The sequence below is a fragment of the Actinomadura sp. NPDC048394 genome, from assembly GCF_040651755.1.
Lineage (GTDB): Bacteria > Actinomycetota > Actinomycetes > Streptosporangiales > Streptosporangiaceae > Spirillospora > Spirillospora montaniterrae.
On record NZ_JBEZJL010000004.1, the window covers coordinates 42,520 to 65,301 of the forward strand.

General features: G+C 73.1%; 10 protein-coding genes. 7 read left to right on the forward strand and 3 right to left on the reverse strand.

All coding sequences use genetic code 11. The features are described from left to right. The first annotated feature begins 52 nt into the window (after positions 1-52). The 3 genes from AB0C78_RS03430 (at position 53) to AB0C78_RS03440 (ending at position 10,895) form a co-directional block, all read left to right on the forward strand. Positions 53-8,695: a LamG domain-containing protein gene (locus AB0C78_RS03430; protein ID WP_360741158.1), complete on the forward strand. Its 8,643-nt coding sequence runs from the start codon at positions 53-55 to the stop codon at positions 8,693-8,695. A gap of 265 nt (positions 8,696-8,960) precedes the next feature. Then, the gene (locus AB0C78_RS03435; RefSeq protein WP_360741160.1) at positions 8,961-9,668 is read left to right on the forward strand and encodes a phosphatase PAP2 family protein; all 708 of its coding nucleotides are present in this window, start codon (positions 8,961-8,963) and stop codon (positions 9,666-9,668) included. A gap of 177 nt (positions 9,669-9,845) precedes the next feature. Further along, the gene (locus AB0C78_RS03440) at positions 9,846-10,895 is read left to right on the forward strand and encodes a hypothetical protein (protein WP_360741162.1); all 1,050 of its coding nucleotides are present in this window, start codon (positions 9,846-9,848) and stop codon (positions 10,893-10,895) included. Positions 10,896-10,927: 32 nt separating this feature from the next. Here the strand turns inward: AB0C78_RS03440 and AB0C78_RS03445 are convergent, their stop codons facing one another. After that, positions 10,928-13,141 (reverse strand): bifunctional glycosyltransferase family 2 protein/CDP-glycerol:glycerophosphate glycerophosphotransferase, encoded by a 2,214-nt coding sequence (locus AB0C78_RS03445; protein WP_360741164.1) that lies wholly within the window; start codon positions 13,139-13,141, stop codon positions 10,928-10,930. A gap of 507 nt (positions 13,142-13,648) precedes the next feature. Between AB0C78_RS03445 and AB0C78_RS03450 the strand changes: the two genes are divergently transcribed. The 3 genes from AB0C78_RS03450 (at position 13,649) to AB0C78_RS03460 (ending at position 19,585) form a co-directional block, all read left to right on the forward strand. After that, entirely contained in the window at positions 13,649-14,236 is a 588-nt protein-coding gene (locus tag AB0C78_RS03450) for a polysaccharide deacetylase family protein (RefSeq protein WP_360741166.1), read from the forward strand. Next, the gene (locus AB0C78_RS03455; RefSeq protein ID WP_360741168.1) at positions 14,233-15,354 is read left to right on the forward strand and encodes a YncE family protein; all 1,122 of its coding nucleotides are present in this window, start codon (positions 14,233-14,235) and stop codon (positions 15,352-15,354) included. The genes AB0C78_RS03450 and AB0C78_RS03455 overlap by 4 nt, the downstream gene beginning before the upstream one ends. Before the next feature lie 103 nt (positions 15,355-15,457). Continuing rightward, on the forward strand, positions 15,458-19,585 hold the full coding sequence (locus AB0C78_RS03460; protein ID WP_360741170.1) for an NACHT domain-containing protein: 4,128 nt from the start codon (positions 15,458-15,460) through the stop codon (positions 19,583-19,585). A gap of 9 nt (positions 19,586-19,594) precedes the next feature. Here AB0C78_RS03460 and AB0C78_RS03465 read toward each other — a convergent pair whose 3' ends face one another. Continuing rightward, positions 19,595-20,842 carry an FAD-dependent oxidoreductase gene (locus AB0C78_RS03465; protein ID WP_360741172.1) on the reverse strand — a complete coding sequence of 416 codons (1,248 nt, stop codon included), beginning with the start codon at positions 20,840-20,842 and terminating at the stop codon, positions 19,595-19,597. 36 nt (positions 20,843-20,878) lie between these two features. Beyond that, entirely contained in the window at positions 20,879-21,379 is a 501-nt protein-coding gene (locus tag AB0C78_RS03470; RefSeq protein ID WP_360741174.1) for an SDR family NAD(P)-dependent oxidoreductase, read from the reverse strand. Positions 21,380-21,483: 104 nt separating this feature from the next. Here AB0C78_RS03470 and AB0C78_RS03475 point away from each other — a divergent pair, with 104 nt between their 5' ends. After that, on the forward strand, positions 21,484-22,350 hold the full coding sequence (locus AB0C78_RS03475; RefSeq protein ID WP_360741382.1) for a hypothetical protein: 867 nt from the start codon (positions 21,484-21,486) through the stop codon (positions 22,348-22,350). Positions 22,351-22,782: the final 432 nt, after the last annotated feature.

Sequence of the window (22,782 nt, forward strand, 5' to 3'; positions counted from 1 at the left end):
CACGGCCGGAACCGGCGGTGCCCGCCGGCCACGAGCGGACCAGGAGGAGCAGATGGCGAAACTTCCCGACCTGCCGAAGGTGAGGGTCGCGGGCCCCTTCTGGACGGCCGAGGCCGACGTGATCCGGCTGGCCGACCCGGCCACGAACTTCGCCTTCCGCACCCTGTTCGTGGATACCACGCCGCGCAAGGCGGTGGGCGAGAACAACGTGCTGCTGCCGGGTTCCCTGCTGGCGCTGGTCTACGTCACCAGCGTCACCATCAACCCGACCAACGGCGCGACACCGCAGTACGTGTGGACGCGCAGCGGCACCAAGCCCGACGGGCACCTCCCGCCCCAGGCGATCCGCGCGGCGATCAGTGCCGGCACCGCGAGCCTGCTGCTGCTTCAGGCCCCCGCCGACGGGTGGCCCACCGGCATCACCGGCAACCTGCCGGTCTTCTCCTGCCTCGGCGGCGAGATCGTCCTCGACGCGATGACGCCCCAGGCCGGCGCGGTCCAGCGGCTGTACACGGCGCTGGGCCTGACCCCGGCGGCGATCGCGCAGCGGACCGGCCCCGCCCACCTGCTCGGCGCCCTGGCCGTCCACTCCGGGGGGCTGTCGGCCTTCGGCCAGATCCGCCTGCTCTGGGACAGCGCACCGGTCAGCGCGGTGTTCCAGCTCGCCCGGGTCGTCCCCGACCCGGCTCCGGCGCCGGGGCCGGCGGTGCGCGGCTTCCGGATGACGATCGAGACCGAGCGGCTGACCAGCGCCGAGCAGGCGGCGCTCCTCACCTCCTGGCGGCGGCTCAACCGCTACCTCAACCCCGGCAACCCGCTGAACGGGCCGGTCCAGCCGGTGCCCGCACCGCAATGGGCCACCCTCGAACTGGCCGACCCGCTCACCGTCCCGCGCCTGTTCTGGGAGATCGCGCCGTGGCAGGAGCAGCCCGGCACGCGCCCGATCGGCTTCCCGGGCGAGACGTTCGGCCTGCTGCTGAGCGACCGGCAGCCCTACGACCCGGCCGTCCAGCCCGACACGCTCGCCCGGATCACCCCGGCGGGCGCGCGGATCTCCGCCGACGGCGCGAACCTGCGGGTGGAGCTGGCGGCCGGGGACCCGCCCACCGGATCCCCCGGCACGTTCGGCTACCGCGCCGTCCGCGACGGCTCCGGCTGGAGCGAGCGGGTCACCCTCGCCGCCACCACGCTGGCCTTCGACCCGAACGAGACCGCGCGACGGCTCCGCGCCACCCTGCAGGAGCCCGAACCGTCCTGGACCCGGCCGGCGGCGGGGACCACCGCTCCCGTCGATCCGCCCGTGCTGTGGGGGTTCATGCCCTTGGACGACGGCTGGGCGCAGCTTCCGCTGCCCAACCTGTCCGAGCAGATCTTCCTCGACGCGGGCGTGGCCCAGGCGCAGCCCGTCCCGGCGCCCGCCAACCTGCTGCGCGGCGCCGTCAGCTACGGCAACGACGACTCCTCCGGGCTCGGCCAGGCGCCCGGCGAGCAGCCCTGGAGCCTCACCCTCGCCGCCGCCCGGCACATGACCGCCATCTGGGTGCTCGCGCCGGCCGGCGCCGAGTACCGGCTCCAGTCGGCCGACCTGACGCTGGACGCGCCCGAGGTGGCGCTCAACGGCCTGTTCTGGCTGAGCACCCAGGCGCCCACCACGGCCGACGCCCTGCCCGACCTGGGCGACTGGATCGGCGGCCTGACGACCGTCCCCCTGCGCACCGTGACCGGACGCGAGCTGTTCGCGCCGCTGGTGCGGCTCACCTTCGACGCGATCGGCCTCTCCTGGCGCGGGACCCCCGCGCCGTCGGCCGCCTTGGGCGCCTGGGCCTTCCAGTACGGCGTCGACCCGGTCCTGCTGCGCGCGCTGGTGACCAGCGGCGTCCTGGCTCCCGGCACCCTCGGCGCGGCGCTGCCGCTGGTCTGGCGCCGCCACCCGACGCTGCCGATGGTGCAGGCCCTGGCGCTCACCCAGAGCATCGACCCGCCCAACGTGCCGATCGCCGGCCGGCAACTCGCCCCGTTCGAGCTGCCGGTGACCCGCCTGGACGGCCTGGACCTGCCCGACTCGTGGCGCTTCGCCGCCGACGGCGCCGCCGCATGGCCGCGCTATGGCGGCGCGTCCGCGCCCGCCCGCGAATGGCTCGGCACTGACGCAGACAAGCTGTACGACCTGCCCCTGGCAGCGCTCTCGCTGCCCGGGCTGGTCCTCGACCCGCGCCCCGACGGCGACCCGCCGCAGAGCGACCCCGCGCTCGGCCTGGCCGTCCAGTACCGGCACGACCTGCCCTACACCGACGAGATCCAGGCGCTGGCCCAGCTTCCGAGGATCCCCAGGGACCCGCGGGAAAGCTCGCCGCTGCCCGACACCGCGCGGCCCGATCCGCCGCGTCCGCTCACCCGCGCGGACTACACCGCGCACTGGCGGCGCCTCGCCGAGCGCGCCGATCTCGCCGCCGCCGACGGCGTGACCGCCTTCGCCCGCCAGGACGGCCAGACCGTGCTGCGCTTCCTGGCCTCCACGCGCGCCTGGCCCGTCCACGCGACCTTCGCCCTGGACGGCTACCCCGGCGAGCTGCGCCTCGACAACGCCGACCCCGCGCAGAGCGCCCCGCTGGCGCTGACCGGCGAGGCGGCGCTGCGCGGGATCGACGGCGACTTCGCCGACGGCGCCACCGGGCTGCGCCGCCTGCCCGCGGACGCGCCGGCCGGCGCCGCCCAGTACCGGTTGACGGCCGGCAGCATGGCCGCTCGCGCCGTCAGCGGCACCGGATTCGCCGACCAGCGCGGGCTGGTGCGCGGCGCGAGCGCGCCCGCGTCCAACCTGATCCGGACGCCGCTGAGCCACCCCACCGCGGGCGACGTGCAGCTGACCACCACCCGCGTCCCGCTCACCCTCGGTCACGGGACGGCGTCGTGGCGGCTGTGGTTCCGTGACCTGCCCGCCCAGGGGCCGACCTTCACCAAGGCGTCCGCCCGCTCGCCCGAAGCCGTCGAGCTGGACCTGGACGGCAACGACCCGGAGGCGCGCAGCAGCGACTACGAGCACCGCACCGGATACGAGTGGCGGCTGCGTCCGCTCGACGACGATCCCGACGCGCCCGCGCCCGGTCTCGACCTGTTCGGCCTGCGCTTCTTCCCGCTGGTGCTCGACCGCGTGCTGCTCGCCGGCGACGGTGTCGCCACCGTCGAGGTGATCGGGCGGCTGCAGCTTCCGGTGGCCGATTCCGCCGGCGAGCAGACCGAGCTGAGCAACTGCGTGCGGCTGACCTTCACCGGCGCCGGCGGCGCCGGTCCCGGGGGTCCCGGCGCAGGCACCTCGCTGAGCCTGAGCGCCATCGGGCTGGAGGGTTCCGCGCTGGAGTGGCCGCTGGCCGTCTCGGCCGGCGAGGCCGGGGACGCGCCGCGCCTGCGGGTCGGCGGTGTCGCCCTGGCCTCCGGTGGCACCGGCCTGGCCGTCGACCAGGTGCGGTTGTCCTTCCATCTGTTCCAGGTGGAGTGGACGGTCGCACTGCCGGCGATCGCCTTCCCCGATCCCGCCACGCCGCCCTTCACCCTGCCCGGCGCGTCCGCCCAGGACCCGATCGTGCCGCAGCGGGTCGCGCTCGGCCTCGACATGACCGGCGGCGAGCACACCCTGAGCCTCACCCTCGCCGTCCGGGTCGGCAGGCCGCCGACCGGGCTGCAGGCCCTCTACCGCTTCGACGAGGGCGGCGGCGCGACCGTCCACGACTCGTCCGGCATCGGCGCGCCGCTGCACCTGACCGCGGCGACGACCCAGGGCATGAGCTGGAGCGCCGGCGGCCTGACGCTCACCAAGCCGACGCTGATCCGCTCGGGCGCTCCCGCCGCGAAGCTGCACGCGGCGGTGAAGGCGAGCAACGAGATCAGCATCGAGGCGTGGGTGAAGCCCGTCACCGGCCTGCTGACCAACGGGCAGTTCGACATCCTCACCGTCGCGTCCGACGACGCGCACCGCAACGTCACGCTCCAGCAGAGCAAGGGCCTGCTCGACTCGTCCAGCCTGGACGCCTGGCTGCGCACCGACGCCACCGACGACGCCGGCGGTCCCGACCTGGCGACCCCGGCCGGGTCGCTCGGCTCCGCCCTGACCCACGTGGCCTTCACCCGCTCCGCCGACGGCCGCACCCGGATCTACCTCAACGGGCGGCTCACGGCCGAGCACACCGTCGGCGGAAGCCTGGCCGCCTGGAACGACCGGTTCGAGCTGGCACTCGGTGACGAGATCACCGGCGGACGGGCCTGGCTGGGCACCTACCGCATGGTCGCGCTCTACGACCGTGCCCTCACCGCCGAGGAAGTCGCCGCACGCTTCGCCTCGGGCCCGGCCTCCGCGCCGATGACGACCCGGGGTCAGGCCCTGGCGGCCGCGCTGACCTTCAACCTGATGGCTTCCGACGAGGCCGGGGCGGAGCGGTTCACGCTCGACGGCGCGAACCTGTTCGACGACCTCGCCCTCGCCGTCACCCATCCCGATGGCTCCCCCGCCGCTCTGGCCGGCGACACCACGCTCCAGTTCGGATGGAACGGCTACAGCGCCCCGCACCCGGACGGTCTCCAGTTCCTGCCCGGCATGCGCCTCGCCGACGCCGGGACGCCCGGGCTGAGCGAACGCGCCGCCCCCGGCTTCGCCACGGTGACCTTCCGCGCCACCGCCCGGCCGGACGACCTGCCCCGGCTCCCCCTCACCGGCGCCTTCGTCGAGGCTCTGCTCGTCGCCCACTGGGGCCGTTCGCTGCAGGATCCCGTCCCGAACCGGACCGCCGACGCGGCTCGGCTGTACGGCTCCTCGGCCGGCGACCTCGTGGTCGGCTACACCTCGCGCCTGGACGGCTCGGAGTGGCAGGAGCGCTTCCTGCTCAACGGGATGCTCACCGCCACCGACCTGGTCTCCTGGCCGCAGCAACTCGGCTACGACGCGTCCAACGTGCGCATCACCCTGCCCGCTGCCCGCGTCGCCGGAGCCCCGCCCCTGACCCACCTGCGCCACACCATCCGGGTGCTGCTGAACCAGCACGAGCTGCCCGCCTCCGTCCTCACCGGCGCGGACGGCCCGCTGCTGTTCACCTTCGCCCCGGGCCAGAGCTGGCAGCCCCTGGCCCTCGTCGAACACCAGCTGGTCGAGGTGACCCCGGCGGCCGACGGGAGCGGCGGCACCCTCGGCCGCGAGACCCGCTGGACGTCCGTCCAGGAGGTGCGGCTGCTCGCGCCCCAGCGCGCCGCGCAGTTCCTGCGGGGCCTGGCCGGCCTCCAGACCACCGACCCCGTCACCGGCGTCAGCCCGCTCGGCGGCGTCAGCGGCGGCTACCTGGCCGCCGGCCTGTCGGCGCTGCTGGCCGACCCGGGCGCGGCGCTCGACGCGCTGCCCCGCGACACGCTGCTCATCGAGGCGAGCGGGCACCACCTGGTCGGGCTCGTCCCCGCCCCCGACAGCGCGGCCACGACCCTGCAGTACCTCCCGACCGGCAGCCAGGGCGCCCTGCTCAGCAGCCCGGCGGACTACGCGCCCGGCGACCCGGCCGATCCGCGCTGGCTGCTGCTGACCATGCCGTTCCTGGGACGCCTGCAGGACACCTCCCGCGACCTGGCCCAGCCGCCCGCCGGGCAGCAGCCGAGCCCGCTGCAGACCGACCCGCTGCTGCTCGTCTCCCGCCTGCGCGCCGGCGCCCCCACCACCGCCCTGCCCACCCTGGCCCTCGCCCTGTGCGGCTGGGCCGACAGCACGCCGCTGCCCATCACCCTCGCCGGCCTCGACACCGCGGTCGGCCGCAGCCTCGCCCGGCTCGACCCGCCGGCCCTGGAGGAGAGCTGGTTCCGCGCGCAGAACCCGCCGCCCGAACCGCAGGACGACCTGCTCCAGAGCGTCCTCGCGGCGCTGCCCGAGACCCCGGCCCGGCTCAGCCGCCCGGCCGCCCTGCGCCAGGCCTTCGACCCGCGCCGTCCCTTCTACCCGCCCCGGCCGTCCGGCCTGCCGGACCTGCCCGCACCCTCGCCGTACGCCGACCCGGTCTGGCGCGAGGACGAACTGCTGCTGACCCAGTCGGTGAGCACCCTGACGCCCACCGGCAAGCCGCCCTACGGCTGGGCGCTGGCCGCGGCGCTCATCGCGAGCAGCGGACTGCTCGGCCAGCCTCCCGCCGACGGCCTTCGCCGCTATCCCGCGGCCACGCTCATCCCTGCCCCGCTCTCGCTCGACGGCGCCGCCAACCCGCATCCGCTGAACATCGTGGTCAGCCCGTACCTCGGACTCCAGTGGCGTCCGGCCCCGGCGATCCCGGCGGGCGGGCCGTCTCCGTTGGCGCCTCGGCTTCTGGTAGCCGAGCTGCTCTGCCTGGCGCCCGGCACCGCACGGCTGCAGCCGGTGGCGAGCCGCATGTGGAGCGTCCAACCGGACAACCCCGACCTGGCCGACGAGAGCCACCTGCGCGCCCAGGCACAGAGCTGGGCCGCGCAGTCCCAGCGCCTGCTGGCGCCGGAGTCGCCGATCGCGGTGCTGCGCTACCGGATCATCAGCGACAACACCCGCCCCGACAACCTGGGAGAGGCGGCCCTGACCACCGGCTACGCCTTCGCCCTGGTCCCGGTGACGAGCGCGTCACCGCTGGCCAAGCGGCTGTTCCGCATCCGTCCCGACCTCGCCGCCCTACGCTACCGCGAGGGTCAGTGCAACATCGCGGCACTGCCCGCCGGCACCCGCGACTTCGAGCTCGCGCCACCGCAGACGGTCGGGGTGCAGCCGCTCTACCTCACCCAGCGCCCTCGCACCGACCTGCCTGCGTGGCCCTGGGGTCTGAGCGCGCTGCGCGTCGGCGTCCGCTACACCAAGGACGAGCAGGGCGTCATCGGCACGGCCGCCCCTGGCACGGACGGCCAGACGCTCTGGTGGCAGACCGTCCAGCGGACGGTGCAGTTCCGCTCCGCCCTGCACACCGACCGGCCCACCGGCGGCCTGCCGCGCCGCTTCCGGGCGCCCGCCGTCCGCAGTCTGCTTCCCGCACCGCCCGACCCGCCCCTGCCCGCGCTGACCGGAGATCAGTTCGACCAGCCTCCCCTCGCTTCGCCAGGCGCTCCGGAGGGCCCAGCGCTGGACCGTTGGCAGCCCGTCCTGCCCGGCGGGCTGCGCTACCTGGTGACCAGCATCCGCCCCGGTGTCTTCGTGACGTTGCGCAACCAGCTCCTGCGCCAGAGCGGCATCGTCCTGACCGGCGAGCACGTGCGTCCGCGCGGCCTCGGCATGCTTTCCGGCGGGCTGCCGGTACAGCACCGCGCACCGCGTCCGGTACCGCTGCCCGCCAACGTCGACGGACGGCAGACGGTCGCGCTGCGCACCTGGGCCGGCCACTTCGACCCCGAGCAGCTCGCGCTGGTCACGCCGTCGCCCGCCGACGAGGCGTTCCGCGCCGCCTTCTCCGACCCGCCGGAGAACCCGACCTACCGGCAGACCGCCCAGCGCCTGCGCATGCAGCTGGCCGCGGGCGAGCGCCACACCCTCGACGTGGCGTGGGACGGCGTCCTGACCTTCGTCTACCGGATCGACGGCAGCGTCCCCCTGGTCGGCGGGCAGCAGCCGGAGACCCCGGCGTCCGGCATCCGCGACTGGATCCTGGCCCTGGACCTCGTCGCCGCCGGACAGGTCACGGCTCTCCAGGACGTCACCACCCCGGCCCTCGCCCTCACTCCGCCCCTGCGCGCCCAGCTCGGTGCGATCGGCGTGGCCGTGCCGGACGCCGACACCATCGACACGACGAAGTTCTCGATCCGCCAGTTCGCGCTTCCGGGCGACCCGGGGACCCGCGCCGCCCGAGCCCGCCAGCTGATCGCGGCCCTGCCTCCCGGCGCTTCCGTCCTCGCGCGCGCCACCGCGCAGTTCGCCCCGCACCAGCCCGGCGCCGAGGGGTACCACGACGGCTACGGCCACGAGCTGCGCTTCCCGCTCCGCGTGGCCGACCCGAGCGCGCCGTCCCTGCCCCTGGTCCCGTGCCACGTCCACTTCGAGGACCCCGAATACAACCGGCGCCTCGCCTCCCCGTCCGCCCACGCCGGCGTCTCGGTGCAGTTCCCTGGACCCGGCACCAGCCCGCAGCGCGCCATCACGCTCTCCGCCGAGCGGCGCGAGTGCAACGCGACGAGCACGCTGGCCCTGCGTTTCGACTGGGACGAACCGCCCCCGGGCACCCCGAACGTCACGCTGACGCTCCAGAAGATCGACCTGGACCAGACCCCGCGCGACCTGACCGCTCCGAACCCCGCGGGCGCCCTCGTCCCGGGGAAGCTCTACCAGCTCTCCCTGGCCGCTATCCAGAAACTGAACGGCCCCTTCAGCCCGGGCGAGCGCCTGCGACTCGTCCTGCACGTCGACTCGGGACAGGTCGAACCAGCCGTGGTGCGGCTCGACATCACCATCGTCGAAGCGCCGGTCATCCCCGCGACCGAAGCGGCCTACGCCCTCCTGCGCAGGCAGAAGACCGGCGACCGCGCCTACGTCGAATGCGTCCGCTTCGCCTGGGCCCCCGGAGCCCAGCGCGTCGAACTCGTCAACCCGGCCGACCTCCGCACCGAAGTGGTCCGCCGCCGCGCCGTCTTCCACCTCACCGACACCGCCCGCCCCACCCGCAACCCCCAGTACACCCTCCAGAAGCTCACGCCGTCCGGCTCAACCCACATCCCCCCAACCACCTGACCACCGCCCGCCTACACCCGCCCAGACCCCCGCCACGCCGCTCCCAGTCCGGTCGATCCCATCGGCGAGTAAGGCTGCCGCTTACCTGGTGTTATTCCACGACTGTCTACAGTCGTGTAGAAATATGCTGGTGAGCCCCAAGGATCGGTGTGGACGCAGCCCTCAACCCTCTTGACGCGCTCTGGCAGGTCACCGGAGGGCTGCTCTGGGCGGTCGGCCGGTGATGGGGGCGCTCAAGCGTGTCAGCGCCGCCGCTGGGACGCCCGTGTCCGCGCTGACCGTGCTCTCGCTCGGGTTCGTGCTCGCTCTGGCGGCCCTGAGCGTGGAAGTCGCGGCGAAGCACACGGGCGGCTGGGATCGGCCGGTGCACGCCTGGTTCGTCGGCCATCGGTACGGGGCGGTGACCGGGCTGATGGAGACGCTGACCTGGCTCGGGTCGACGGCGGTGCTGGTACCGCTGCTGCTGGCCGTCGGCGGATACCTGGTCTGGAGCCGCCGTTCCTGGAGCACTCCCCTGTTCGTGTGGGCCGCTTTCGCCGGTGCCGTGGTCCTCGGCGAGACGGGCAAGGTGATCTTCGGCCGGGCTCGGCCGCCGGCCGCGGACATGATCACCCGTGCCGGTGGCTACGCGTTCCCGTCCGGGCACAGCGTCCAGGCCATGACCGGCTGGGGACTGCTGGCCGTCCTCGCCATCGGGAGCGGGACCCTGCGGCGGCGGACCCGCCTCGCGCTCGCCTGGGCCTGCGCGGCAGTGATCGTCCTGGTCGGGACGTCGCGGCTCTACCTCGGGGTCCACTGGCTCAGCGACGTGATCGGCGGGTTCCTTCTCGGCGCGGCGTGGCTGTCGCTACTGCTTGCCGTCCGCGCGGGATACGGACGGCTCGGCCCTCCGCCTCCGCGCACCGTCGTCCTCATCGAAGGTGACGACGCGACCCAGGACGACGACGTCTGGGAGGACACCGACACCCCCTGACCTCTGGCCACGAATTCCCGGAGGGAGTCCGCGATGCGAGAACCCGGGCAACTGGAGGTCCTTTCCACCGATGCTCCAGGGCCGAGCGGTCTGACGGCCCGGCTTCGCAAGGCTGTCCGGTCGATCGACGGGCGCGTCGGTCTTTGGGCTGGTCTGTGCGCGTGGCATTTGCTGTGGGTGTCGGCACGCTCGCATGGCGCCGGCGGCTCATGGCATTACTTCGCCACCGGCGCCGCCGTCCTGTTCGGTGACGACCGGGGCGAAGGCCTCCACTTGTACGCGACGCATCCGGAGCTGCAGATCGGTCCGCTGTCCTTCGCGGTGGCGTTGCCGCTGGACGCACTCGGGCCGTCCTGGGGCCGGGCGGTCGCGGTGTTCCTCATGTCGTGCACCGGCCCGCTGCTGCTCGCCGCGATCTGGAAGCTCGTCCCGCTTCCGCATCGACGTCCGGAGCGGCTGCTGGCCGCGGGCCTGGTGTTCCTTCCGGTCTGGGCCGAGCTGGCGACCCATGCGGGGCATCTGGACGACGTCCTGGCGCTGTCGCTGGCGATCGGTGCCCTGCACGCCCGTGCCCGCGACAGACCCGTCCTGGCGGGCCTCCTGGTGGGCGCCGCGACCGACGCCAAGCCGTGGGCGCTGGCCTTCGCGGCCGTTCTCCTGGTGCGCCCGGCGCGATCCGCGATCGCCGCGTTCGGGGTCTGCCTCGCAACCATCGCCGCCGTGTGGCTGCCGTTCCTGGTCTACGACCCGCGGACCATGCACGCCGCCCACTTCACCATCGCCAACGCGGCGGGGTCGGGTCTGCGGGTGCTGGGCTACCACGGGCCTCACACACCGCCGTGGGACCGCCCCGCGCAACTCGCGCTCGGCGGGCTGCTGGGCGCCGCGGCGGTGCTGCGCCGCCGCTGGGAGGCGGTGATCCTGCTCGCGACGGCCGCCCGCATCCTTCTGGACCCCGAGGTCTACGGCTACTACACGGCCGGAGTCCTCCTCGGCACCGTGGTGTTCGACCTGGTCGCCACCCGGCGGCGGCTCCCGTTGGTCACCATCGTCGCCGCGGGCACCCTCTACCTCTCCCGCCAGCTGTCGAACGTCCATGCCGTGCCTTTGACCAACGCCCAGCTCGGCCTGCTAAGGGTCTCCTTCGTCATCATGGCCCTGATCGCGGTCTTCGGCGCCGCCCGACCCGGACCGCGTAGCGCCACGGGCACCAGCGGAGCCGACTGAGCCGACCGCGGCTTGTATCGGGCGAGGTGCGCTCAGGAGTTTCCGAGGAAGATGCGTTCCACCGCCCGCGCGGCCGCATGGCCGTCATCCCAAGGGCAGAACCGGGCACGGAACGTGTCGCGGGCCTTGGCAGCGGTGTCGTTCCACGGCTCGCCGGTCCGGAAGGCATCGATCAGCTCGTCCTCGGTGCGGGCGACCACTCCCGGCGGAACCGCCGTGACGTCGACGTTGACGCCCCTGGTGAGCCGGTAGGTCTCCCAGTCGTTGGCGAGGACGACGATCGGACGGTCCTCCAGGACGGCATAGTCGAACATGATCGAGGAGTAGTCGGTCAGCAGCACGTCGGAGGCGATGCACAGGTCCTCGACCGACGGGTGACCTGAGACGTCCATGACCATTTCCGGGTGCCGGCCGTTCCCCGCCGGCGGATAGTAGTAATGGGAGCGCAGGAGCAGGACGTACTGGTCGCCGAGTTCGCGCACGAACCGCTCGACGTCGAACATGGGCCGATAGCCATCTCGATACTCCCGATGCGTCGGGGCGTAAAGGATCGCTTTCCTGCCCTCCGGGATTCCGAGCCGTGTGCGCAGCCGGGCCTGCTCATCCCGGGTCGCCGCCGCCAGCCGGTCGTTGCGCGGATATCCGACTTCCAGCAACTCGTAGCGGCAGGGGAAACTGCGGCGCCAAGCCTCGCTGGAAAGCGGATTGGAGGACAGCAGGAAGTCCCAGCGGTCCGCGCGGGCGAGCTGGGCCTTGAAGTCCAGGCCCTTGGCGCCCACGGGGAAAGGCATCTGGTCCAGCCCCATCTTCTTCAGCGGGGTGCCGTGCTGGGTCATCACGTGCACCTGCCCGGGGCGCTTGGTAATTGCGTTCGGGAAGGTGACGTTGTTGACGAAGTACTTCGCCCGTGCCATCACCCGCCAATACCGCAGGGTGCCGGGGGCGACATGGTCCACACCGTCCGGCACGGGTCCGGGGGCTGCGGGCTTGACGATCCAGACACCGCGCAGGTGCGGCGCGATCTCCATGGCCTTCTCGTAGATGGCGGCCGGATTGCACGAGACACCGCGATACCAGTAAGCGGCGTACACCACGAGGTTCTCGTCGATCGGCATGCGCAGTTGAAAGCGGTAATAGAGCCTGCCGAGCAGCCGTCTGCCCGTCCGTCCGACGCTCCGCGCGGACCGTACGGCCGTCCGCGGCAGCGTCCTGGCTCCCCGCCGGGCCCCGACGAGCGTGACGGCGATCCGGTACGGCCGGTTCGCACCCCTCTCGAGCAGGCGATACTTCACGGCCTTCAGGCGCCCGCCCCGGGCGCCGTCCCCGGCCGGACGGCGGCGGCGGTAGAACTCGGTGAGCCGGCCGAAGAAGTCGGCGCGGTCCGGCGGGGAGATCCGGTCGCCGCGTTCCAGGATCATCAGCGCGTGCCCGATCACCCGGTCGAACATCAGGCCGCGGAACGGCTCGGTGCCGGGATGGGCGTCCATGAACGCGAAGATCCGCTCGTACTGGTCGAAGGCGTCGAAGTGGCGGCGGCTCGCGCTGCTCGTGATGCCGCCGGACCGGCGCTGCCGGTAGACGTAGCAGACCCGGTCGAGCAGGCTCAGCCGTCCGCCCGCCATCAGCAGCGGGAAGGAGACGTTGAGGTCCTCGTAGTAGCCGACGCTGAACCGCAGGTCCAGGTCGAGCAGGTACTCGCGGCGGATCACCTTGTTCCAGACCGCCATCATGATCCGCAGGACGCCGGGACGCTCCGCGCAGGTGAAGGCGTCGGGCGCGGGCGGGTCCCGGAAGTAGCGGCCGCCCGAGTTCGGCACGCGGGTGCCGTCCCACAGTTCGCGCTCGTGGTCGACGATCAGCACGTCGGGCCGGGTCGCCTCCAGCCGGTCGAGGACCGCCCGGACGGCTCCCTCCTCGGCGAAGTCGTCGCTGTCGAAGAACCAGACGTAGTCGCCCGCCGCCATGTCGAGCCCGGTATTGCGGGCCTGCCCGAGCCCCACGTTGCGGTCCAGATGCCGGACGCGGAGCCGGGGGTCGGCCGCGGCCATCTCGTCGAGGATCGCGCCGCAGTTGTCGGGCGAGCAGTCGTCTACGGCGATGACCTCCAGGTCGGTGACGGACGGGTCGAGGATCGACTCGAGGCACTGGCGGACATAGCCCTCCACCTCGTAGACGGGCACGATGACGCTGAGAACGGGGCCGCCGGATCGGGCGGGGCGGTGGGCGGGGCTTTCGGGTGAGGGCATCGCCGGTCCCTGGGGACGAGGAGCGGGTGGTCGGCTTTCCGGGCTTGCGCGATCGGCCGGCGACCCGTCCGCGCCCGAGGCGTCCGCTGCGTTCACAGCCTGGATATGCGCTGCTCAGCTCGGTGCAAACGTGTCACATCGACCATTCGCCCCACAACCTACTACAGCGATCGTAGTTCGTCCCCGCCGATGGCCCGGCCATCCGGTCCACCGAGCCGCGACCCCGCCGAGCGGCCAGGGGCGGAGCGGACGGCTTCGCCAACTCTTGCCGGATCTTGCCGGGATGGTTGACCTTGGCCGGGCGAAGCCAAAAGTAGGCTACAGATCGTGATTATCAAGAGACGTACCGTATTGACCGGTGTGGCCGGACTGGCGGGCGCGGGACTCTGCGCCGCGTGCGGCGGGAGCTCTCGGCAGGACACGGGTACCGTCCACGGGCACGCTGCCGCTCCTGAGGCAGGATCTGCCGCGGCGGCCCGGCCGGCCCGATCGCGGCCGGAGGAGATCGTGCACGGGGCACGGACCTCCCGCGCCGTGGCTTTGACGTTCCACGGAGCCGGCGACCCGGCTCTGGCGCAGCGGCTCCTCCGGGAGGTGAACGCGGCGGGCGCGCGCATCACCGTCATGGCGGTCGGGAGCTGGCTGGACGAGGAGCCGCGCATGGCGCGGTCGTTCCTGGACGGCGGCCATGAATTGGGCAATCACACGCAGAACCATCGCGACATCGACGCGATGCCCGCGGCGGCCTCCTACGCCGAGATCGCCCAGTGCGCCGAGCGGTTGCGGAAGCTGACAGGGACGCCGGGCGCGTGGTTCCGGCCGTCGCAGGCCCAGCACGCGTCCCCGCGGGTCCGTGCTCAGGCGGCGGCGCTGGGGTATCGCGGCTGCCTGTCCTATGACGTGGACTCGCTCGACTTCACCGATCCGGGTGCGCCGGCCATCACCCGCAAAGTGCTCCGCGAGGTGCGCGGCGGCTCGGTGGTGAGCATGCATCTGGGGCACGCCGCAACGGTCGAGGCGCTGCCGTCCCTCCTGGACGGCCTCCGTGCGCGCGGGCTGCGTCCGGTCACCGTTTCCGAGCTGGTGGCCGCATGAAGCGCCGGTGGTTGATCCTGGCCGCCGCCGGGACGCTGGCGACCGCGTGTTCGTCGGAAAGCCCCGCCGCGAACAGGGAGCCACAGGCGCCCAAGAGCGCCGTCGCGAAGGCGGCGAATTCGCCGGTGGACCTGTACGAGCACGACCGGCCAGGTCTGCTCGACCCGGCCGTGCGCGACCTGCCGCCGCGGGTGTACATCCCCGATTCGGAAAGCGACGACGTGATCGTGCTCGACCAGAAGACGTTCAAGCAGATCGGACGCTTCAAGGTCGGCCGGAAACCGCAGCACGTCGTCCCGTCCTGGGACCTGAGAACGCTCTGGGTCAACGACAACGACTCGAACGACCTCGTCCCGATCGACCCGCGCACCGGAAAGCCCGGCAAGCCGGTAAAGGTCGACGACCCCTACAACATGTACTTCACCCCGGACGGCCGCTTCGCGATCATCATGGCCGAACGCCTGCAGCGCATCGACTTCCGGGACGCGCACACGATGCAGGTGCACAAACGCGTGAACGTGCCGTGCACCGGCCCCAACCACGCCGACTTCTCGGCATCGGGCGACTTCTTCCTCACCGCATGCGAGTTCTCCGGCGACGTGCTGCGCCTCGACACCCGCCGGCAGAAGGTCACCGGCGTCATCAAACTGGCGAACGGCGCGATGCCTCAGGACGTGAAGACCTCCCCCGACGGCAGGACCTTCTACATCGCCGACATGGCCACCAACGGCGTCTGGACGATCGACGCCGCGACCTTCCGCAAGACCGGCTTCATCCCCACCGGGAAAGGCGCGCACGGCCTTTACGTCAGCCGCGACTCCTCAACGCTCTACGTCACCAACCGCGGCGAGGGCACGATCTCGCTCATCTCGTTCAAGACCGGCCACGTCACCGAACGCTGGCGGCTGCCCGGCGGCGGCTCACCGGACATGGGCGGAGTATCGGCCGACGGAAAGGTCTTGTGGCTGTCGGGCCGCTACAACTCCCAGGTGTACGCGATCTCCACCTCCACCGGCCGGCTGATCCGCCGCCTCAAGGTCGGCGACGGCCCGCACGGCCTGTGCGTGTTCCCGCAGCCAGGCCGCTACTCCCTCGGCCACACCGGCGTCTTCCGCTGACCCGGAAAGCCAGCAGTACCGTCGTCCTTTCCCTGGCGGACGCCGGCTGGCCGGTTGCGGAAGATTGCCCTGGCCGCGGGCGGGTTCCTGCCAGCATGAGGGGATGAACCGGTCGTTGTGGCTCGTCGCGGTGACGGGCGGGGCCCTGGTCGTGGCCAGCACCGCGTACCTGCTGACGGGCGGTTTCTCGCTCGGCGACGCGGACAAGGTGTCCAGCGTCGTGGGCGCGGTGGCGGGCGTGGTGTCGCTCGCGGTGACCTGGGCGTCGTTGAGGTTCTCGCAGCGACGGGAGCGGGATCCGGCCGAGGCGCTCGACATGCTGGCGAGCGTGGTCCGCGACCAGTGGAGGTCGGAGCCGGCGAGGTCGGGGCGGGACGTCTGGGCACGGCTCGCCGTCCCGCTGTCGGTGCGCGGCTCTCATGAGGAGACCCTGCGGGAGGGCGAGCCCGCGGCGCTCGGCGACCTTTCAGATATCGGGGCGATCTTCCAACGCCGGGTGCCGCCGCGTCTCGTCATCACCGGACCGGCGGGATCCGGCAAGACGACGGCCGCGGTCCTGCTGCTGCTCGATCTCCTGGAGCTCCGCGAGCGGTCCGGGCCGGTCCCGGTACTGGTCTCCATCGCGGCCTGGGATCCCGCCCGACGGCCGTTCGAGGACTGGCTCGCCGAGCAGATCTCCCACACGTACGCCCTCTCCCCTGAAACCGCCCGCGAGCTCGTCGGCCGGCGGAAGGTCATCCCGATCCTGGACGGGTTCGACGAGTTGCCCGCGCAGAAGGCCGGTCAAGCGCTGCGCCGGATGAACGCGGGGCTGCACGGGGACGACCCGCTGGTGGTCACCGCGCGGGAAGGCGCGCTCGAACGGGCCGCCCGCAGCAGGCAGGGCGAGGTCCTCCAGCACGCCACCGTCCTTAGGCTGGGGCCGATCAGCCCCGGGGAGCTCATCCGCTATCTGGAGCGTGTGCTCCCGCAAGAGGACTACCCCGGCTGGGTCCAGTGGCGGGAGCAGCTGCTCGGCGAGCCCGGCGGCGCGCTCGAGCGTGCGCTGAGCCGGCCGGGGAACGTCGACCTCGTCCGCCGGGCGTACCTGGACGCCCGTCGACCGCTGCCCGATCTGGGTTCCCTGACGGAGCCGGAAATCATCGAGCGGCTGCTCTCCGACTGGATCGACCGGCCGTACCCGCCCTCGGGGCGGGAGCGGGCATGGCTGGGCACGATCGCCCGGGAATGGCGCGGCGAGTTCGTCTGGTGGCGCCTCTACCAGCTCGTGCCGCGTTGGGCACTGGTCGTGTCGGTCGGCGTCCTCCATCTGGTCTTCTATGGCGCTTCGCTGGCGGCCTGCTTCGGCTCGGTGGCCGCGCCCGGTGACCTCGTCTCGGGCGTGGCGTCCGCGGAGTGGCTGGCCGTGCTGGTCGCCGCAGGTTTCTGGGACGAGTTCGCCGACGTCAGAGGCCCCGCGCCGGACACCACCGAGCCGGTCGCACGGCTGCGCCGCGAGGTTCTCGTCCGAGGGATCGCCGCCGTCGTCATCGGCGTCGCCGCCGGGTTCGCGGCCGGATTGTGGGGGCCGGACGCCGGCGTCCGAGGGGGCGTGTTCCTGGGGGTCGTGACGGCCTTCTTCGTGATGCTGGCCTCGTCCGTCGGGATCTACGCGGTGGCCGTCGCGATCCTCGCCGGCGGAGCGAACCTGCCGTGGCGGCCGCTGGCGGTTCTGGAGGAGGCCCGGCGGCTGGATGTGATGCGCGCGGCGGGCGGCGCCTACAGGTTCAGGCAGGAGCAGGTTCGGGACCTTCTCGCCACGCCCGAGCCCGAGCAGCACCGGGATGCGGGGTTCGAGGACCGCCCGGCCCCGGACGTCACGCAGCAGCCTTCGGCCGGGCCGGTGCGAGAGACCCCGCGCGTTGAGGAACGTCCAGACCCGCGGGCCCACGAGACTGAGACGCCGCCGGCTCCACAGCCGTCACCGGTCGAGGACCGTCCGGTGTCCCGGCGCGAGCGCCTGGACGTGTTCGCGCGCGAGGCCGTCCTGCGCGAGGTGCTCGTCCTGCCGGAGTTGCTGCGCCGCGTCGACCAGCGCGACCCCGTCGCGTCCCGGGCGTGGCTGCGGGCGCTGGCCGCGTCGCTGCTCGACCACGACCCGCTCGCCGTGGAGGCTCCCGCCCGCGATCGGGGACAGCGGTTCGACGAGGCGCTCGAGGCTTTCGAGAAGGCGGCCGCCCTGCCGTTCCTCAGCCGGTTCGTCACCGCCTACGTCATCACCGCGGGGGCGGCGGGCGCGGCCTTGGTCGGGTTGTTCGTGGCCCAGCGGTGGTGGTCCTGGGCACCCGACGCGACCTTCGCCACGTCGGTGGTGCTGCTCCTCTCCGTGTTCCTCTGGCTGTCGTTCCGCAGGAACGCGGCGCAGCGCCGGGCACTGCGGTCCCGCGATCCGGCCGAATGGCTCCAGTTGGACGAGCTGCCGCACCTGAGGCTCGCGCTGGACCGCACCTACCGGGACTGGATCCGGGCCATGGCCCGCGACGGCCTGCTGCCGATGCTGACCGAACGGCTCGGCGAGGAGCCGCCCGCGTACACGACCGAGCTGCACGGGCTGGAACTCGAGCCGCTCAGCGGGACCGACGACCGCGACGACCATTTCGTCGAGACCGACGCCAGCCGCCGCGTGTCCCTGCTCATCGAGGAGCTGAGCAGCGCCAGCATCGGCCTGAGCGGCGCTCGCGGCGCCGGCAAGAGCACGGTCCTGCGGCACCTGTGCGACCCGGAGCGGCATCCGGACAACGACCTGCGGCTCCTCGTCCACGCTCCGACCGCCTACGACTCCCGCGAGTTCCTGACGCACCTGTTCATCCGCGTATGCGAGCGGGTCGTCGGGAGCCAGGGCCCCCGGCCCGCGCCCGTCCGGCGGCTCCGGATGCTGGTGATGCGCGTGCTCCCCTGGGTCTGCGCCGGCGCGGGACTCGTCCTGATCGTCGGGACGCTCTACCGAGGCCGGATCCGCGCGCTGGCGGACCATCTGCCGGACAGCGCGCGGGTCTATGTACTCGCGGGCGGCGGCCTGCTGATCCTGTCGGGCCTGGCCGTCGCGCTGCTGGTGAACCGCCGGCCGCAGCTGAGGAGGATGACGCAGGCGCAGGTCGCCGCGCACGCCCACCTGCGGCGGCTGCGCTACCTGCAGGCGGTGACCCGGACCGCGGTCGGCGAGACGGCGATCCCGGGCGGCTCCAAGATCGGCGGCCAGCTCGCGGTGCAGCGGACCGAGCAGGCCGAGAGCCTGCCCGGCCTGGTCGCCGGGTTCCAGGAGCTGCTCACGATGGTCGGCACCGAGCGCCGGGCCAGCCGCAACAAGGTCGTCATCGGGGTGGACGAGCTCGACAAGATCGCCACGGCGGGCGAGGCGGAGCAGTTCCTCAACGACCTCAAGGTGATCTTCGGGGTGCCCGGCTGCTACTTCCTGGTGACCGTCTCGGAGGACGCCCTGGCCGCGTTCGGGCGGCGCAGCCTGTCGGTCCGCGACACCTTCGACAGCGCCTTCGACACGGTCGTGGAGATCCCGCCACTGCGGGGAGGGGAGGCCCTGGACCTGCTGAGCCGGCGCGGCGTCCCGCTCCCGGTGCCGTACGTGTGGCTCTGCCATGTCATGACCGCGGGGCTGGCCCGCGACCTCGTCCGGTCGGTGCGCGGGCTCGCCGCCGTGTCGGCCGAGTGGCGTGAGGAGCCGCCGCCGGACGGGCGGCTCGGCGGGTCCCGGCAGGAACTGGAGCACCTGGCCCGCCGGATGATCGCCGAGGACGTCGCGGCGGTCATGGAGGCACAGCTGCGCAGAGCGGCCGCCGACGACGACGGGACGACCGCCCTGCTGGAATGGCTGGCCGCCTGCGCCGACGTCCCCATCGCCGCCGACGACATCGAGACGGGCATCGCCGCGATGCCGGCGGGCGAGCTGAGCTTCGCCGCGCGCACCCTGGCGGTGCAGACGAGGACCTACCTGGCGATCACCGCGATCCTCGTCCGGCTGTTCGTCGAGCACCCGAAGGAGACGGCGGAGTGGCTGCGCGCCATCGCCGAGCGGCCACAGGACCGGCATCCGCTCGATCGGCTCGCCGAGATCAGAGGGCTTCTCGCGAACCATCCGCAGCTGGCCTGGCACGCGATGCTGAGGCTCCGCCGCGAAGCCGCATGGCCGGTCCCGCAACCGCCCCTCGACCTCGCCGCCGCTCGTCGGTCAGCGTGACGGGGACGGTCAGCGGCCCTTGCGGAGGGGGTCGAGCCAGGCCAGCGGGGCGGGTGTGGTGCCGGTCGCGATGTGCTCGGCCAGCAGCCGTCCGGTCAGCGGCCCGAGGGTCACTCCCCACATGCCGTGCCCACCCGCGATGTAGACACCATCGGTGGCCGACGGCCCGACCAGCGGGATCCCGTCAGCGGTCAGAGGGCGGGCACCGACCCAAGGGTCGGTGACCGACCCCCACTCGGCCCCTTCCAGCAGCGGACGCACCGCACGAAGGGTCGCCGCGAGCGCACGCCGATCCGGTGGGGCGTCGGGACGCTGGAACTCCATGATGCTGGTCACCCGCGCCGCGCTCGCGCCCCGCGGCGCAAGCGCCGCGCGGGCGGCCGGGAAGTACAACGGCCCCTGCAACGGACGACGCAGCGGCACGGTGAAGCTGTAACCGCGTCCGCCGTACTGCGGGACCCGCACGCCGTGGTCGGCGGCCAGCTCCGGCAGCCACGCTCCGGAGGCGAGGATCACCGCGTCCGCGTCCCGATGCCCGTCCGCGCACCGGACGCGGACCCGGCCCGCGTGCCGGTCGACGCCCGTCACCGTCACATGTTCGGTGATCTTCCCGTTCCGGGCCCGGACCTGGTCGGCCAGCGCCGCAGTGTAGGCGCCCGGGTCGAGGTACCGCTGCCCGTCGATCCGGACGGCCAGCGCGATCTCTCGGGAAAGGTTCGGCTCGGCGGCGCGGGCCTGCGCTCCGGTCAGCAGCCCGACCTCGACCTGCTGCCCGGCCGACGCGACGCCCTCCAGCTCGTGCAGCAGTCCCGCCGCCTGCCCGGCCTGGGTGAACGCGGCCAGCACAGCGGCTTCGCGGGTGGGGGCGTCCACGCCGGCTCGGCGCTGCGCGTCGAACGCGTCGAAGATCTGGGCGTTGAGCATGCGATACCCGTCCATCGCCCGGCTCCAGCGGCGGCCCGTGCAATGCCGCACCAGCCGCACCAGAAAACGGACGAGCTCGGTGTCGGCCCGGACCGGGAGCCGCACCGGCGACCCCGGGTCGAGCACCGCCCGCAGGCCGAACCGCAGCATCGAGGGCTCCGGCAGCGGCACCGTCAACGAAGGCGCCACATAACCGGCGTTCCCCCACGAAGCCCCTCGCCCGACCCGTCCCTTATCGAGCACCTCGACCTCGACGCCGTAGTCCTGCAACGACCAGGCGCACGACAGCCCGACCATCCCCGCGCCCACGACCACCACCCGGCGCGGCGTCATACGGCCGCCCCTACCGGCCAGCCGCAACCGGGCCGGTCAAAGGTGCGCGTACCCGAGGCGTGATGCGGAAGCGTTCTCATGATCCCTTTCTACTTCCGTCCGCCGCCCGGAGGAACCGGCGGAACCGTGCGGGCGCCAGCTCGGCTGCGCGGTCGGCATGATCGTGACCTGCTGGAGAGCGCCCTGGTCGGTGACGTGGCTCTGCAGTTCCGTGCCGACGATGCCGGGCTCGATGGCCGACACCCGGACGTTCTTCGCGCCCAGTTCGACGCGCAGGTGGCGCGAGAGATGGGTGGCGTACGCCTTGGTGGCGGAGTAGACGGCGAAGTCGGGAAAGATGTTCTGCGCGCGCCGAGCGAGGCGAGCTTCTCGGCTGCGGCCTCGCCGATGCCGCCGGCCGGCCGCGCCATGGGCGCACTGGGGGTCATGGACCGCAGCAAGGAGATCGCCGGTTTTGTCCGCACCCGTCGCGCGCGCTCGAACAGGGACGTCCGGGGAACCCGTCGGCGGAGGTCGTCGAGGCGCTGTCGCGGGCACTGCGGCTGGACGCCTCGGAACGCGAGCACCTCGGCGACCTGCTGCTGACGCGCCGCGGCGCGGGGCGGCGCAGTCCGCAGCGGCCCCAGCGGGTACGGCCGGGGCTGTTCTTGATGCTGGAGACGTTCGACCACGTCCCGGCGTTCATCTTGGGGCGGCGCACGGACGTGCTCGCCTCCAACCACCTGGCCCGCGCGGTGCTGACGGACTTCGAGGCGCTGCCCGCCCGGCACCGGAACCGACCCGAGCTCGGTGATCACCACCGCCGCCGGCCTCTCCCGACCGGGTGGTCAGGGCCGTTGCCGGGTCAGGAACGCGGTCGCGACCTTGGCCGTCTGCTCGGCGCTCCAGGGGCCGGGAATCGCAGCCATCAGGCGTTCGGCGCGCTCGGGTTCGGTGCGGGCGTAGGCCGCCGCGATCTCTGTCAGCGCCAAGCGGCGGTTCCCTTTGCCGGAGATCGCATCGGCGACCCGTTCGGCCCGTTCGGGGTCGATGAGCGCCCATCCGGCCGCGACCTCGGCCAGTGGCCAACGCCGCTGCCAGCGTCCGAGCGCCCGCGCCAACCCCTCGGTCTCGTCCAGCAGCCGCACTGCGCGCTCGCGGTCGGACTCGGCGCACCCGGCGGCGACCCTGGCCAGGGCGATCCGGTGTCCTGGAGCGCGGACGACACCACGAGCCAGCCGCTCGGCCCGCTCGGGGACGATCGCGGCCCACAGCACGGCGATCCGCACCAGCAGCGGCCCCTGCTGCTTGCCTTCGACCTGGTCACGGGTCACCGTCTCGGCCTGCTCCAGCAGCCGCTCGGTCCGGTCCGGGCACGCGTCGGCCACGTTCAGCAACGCCTCCGCCTGCGCCCGAGGCAGATCGATATCGCGCGCCAGTCGTTCAGCGTGTTCGGGGTCGAGCACCGCCATCACCCCGGCGACGGCCGCCAACGCGGCCCGCTGCCCGTCGGGTCCATCGAAGGGTGAGGGGCCGAGGTCCTCCTCGAACAGGCTGCGGTGGTGGCGGACGACCGCCACGGCCTCGTTCAGCAGCCGTTCGGCGTCCCGGCGATCGTGCGTCGTGTACGCCCGCGCGATCTCGGCCAGCGCGCACGCCCGCCGTCCCGCCACCCTGGCCTTGCCGGCGCGCTTCTCGGCCTCCACGAGCAGCCGGTCGGCGCGCTCGGGATCCATTCGCCACCAGACCGCGGCCAGACGGGGCAACTCCGGCGGCGCATGCTCGCTCGCATCCAGAAACCGCGCTCTGTCCTCGGCCCCGCTCAACAGCCGCCGCGCCACCCGCTCGCCCTTGCTCGACCCTGCGGTCGCCTCGCCCCCGTCGTCGTCACCGTCGTCCTCGCCATTGGCGACGGATCGGGGCACCGCGTGCCGGTCGGTGGTCTGCGGGATCAGGCGGGC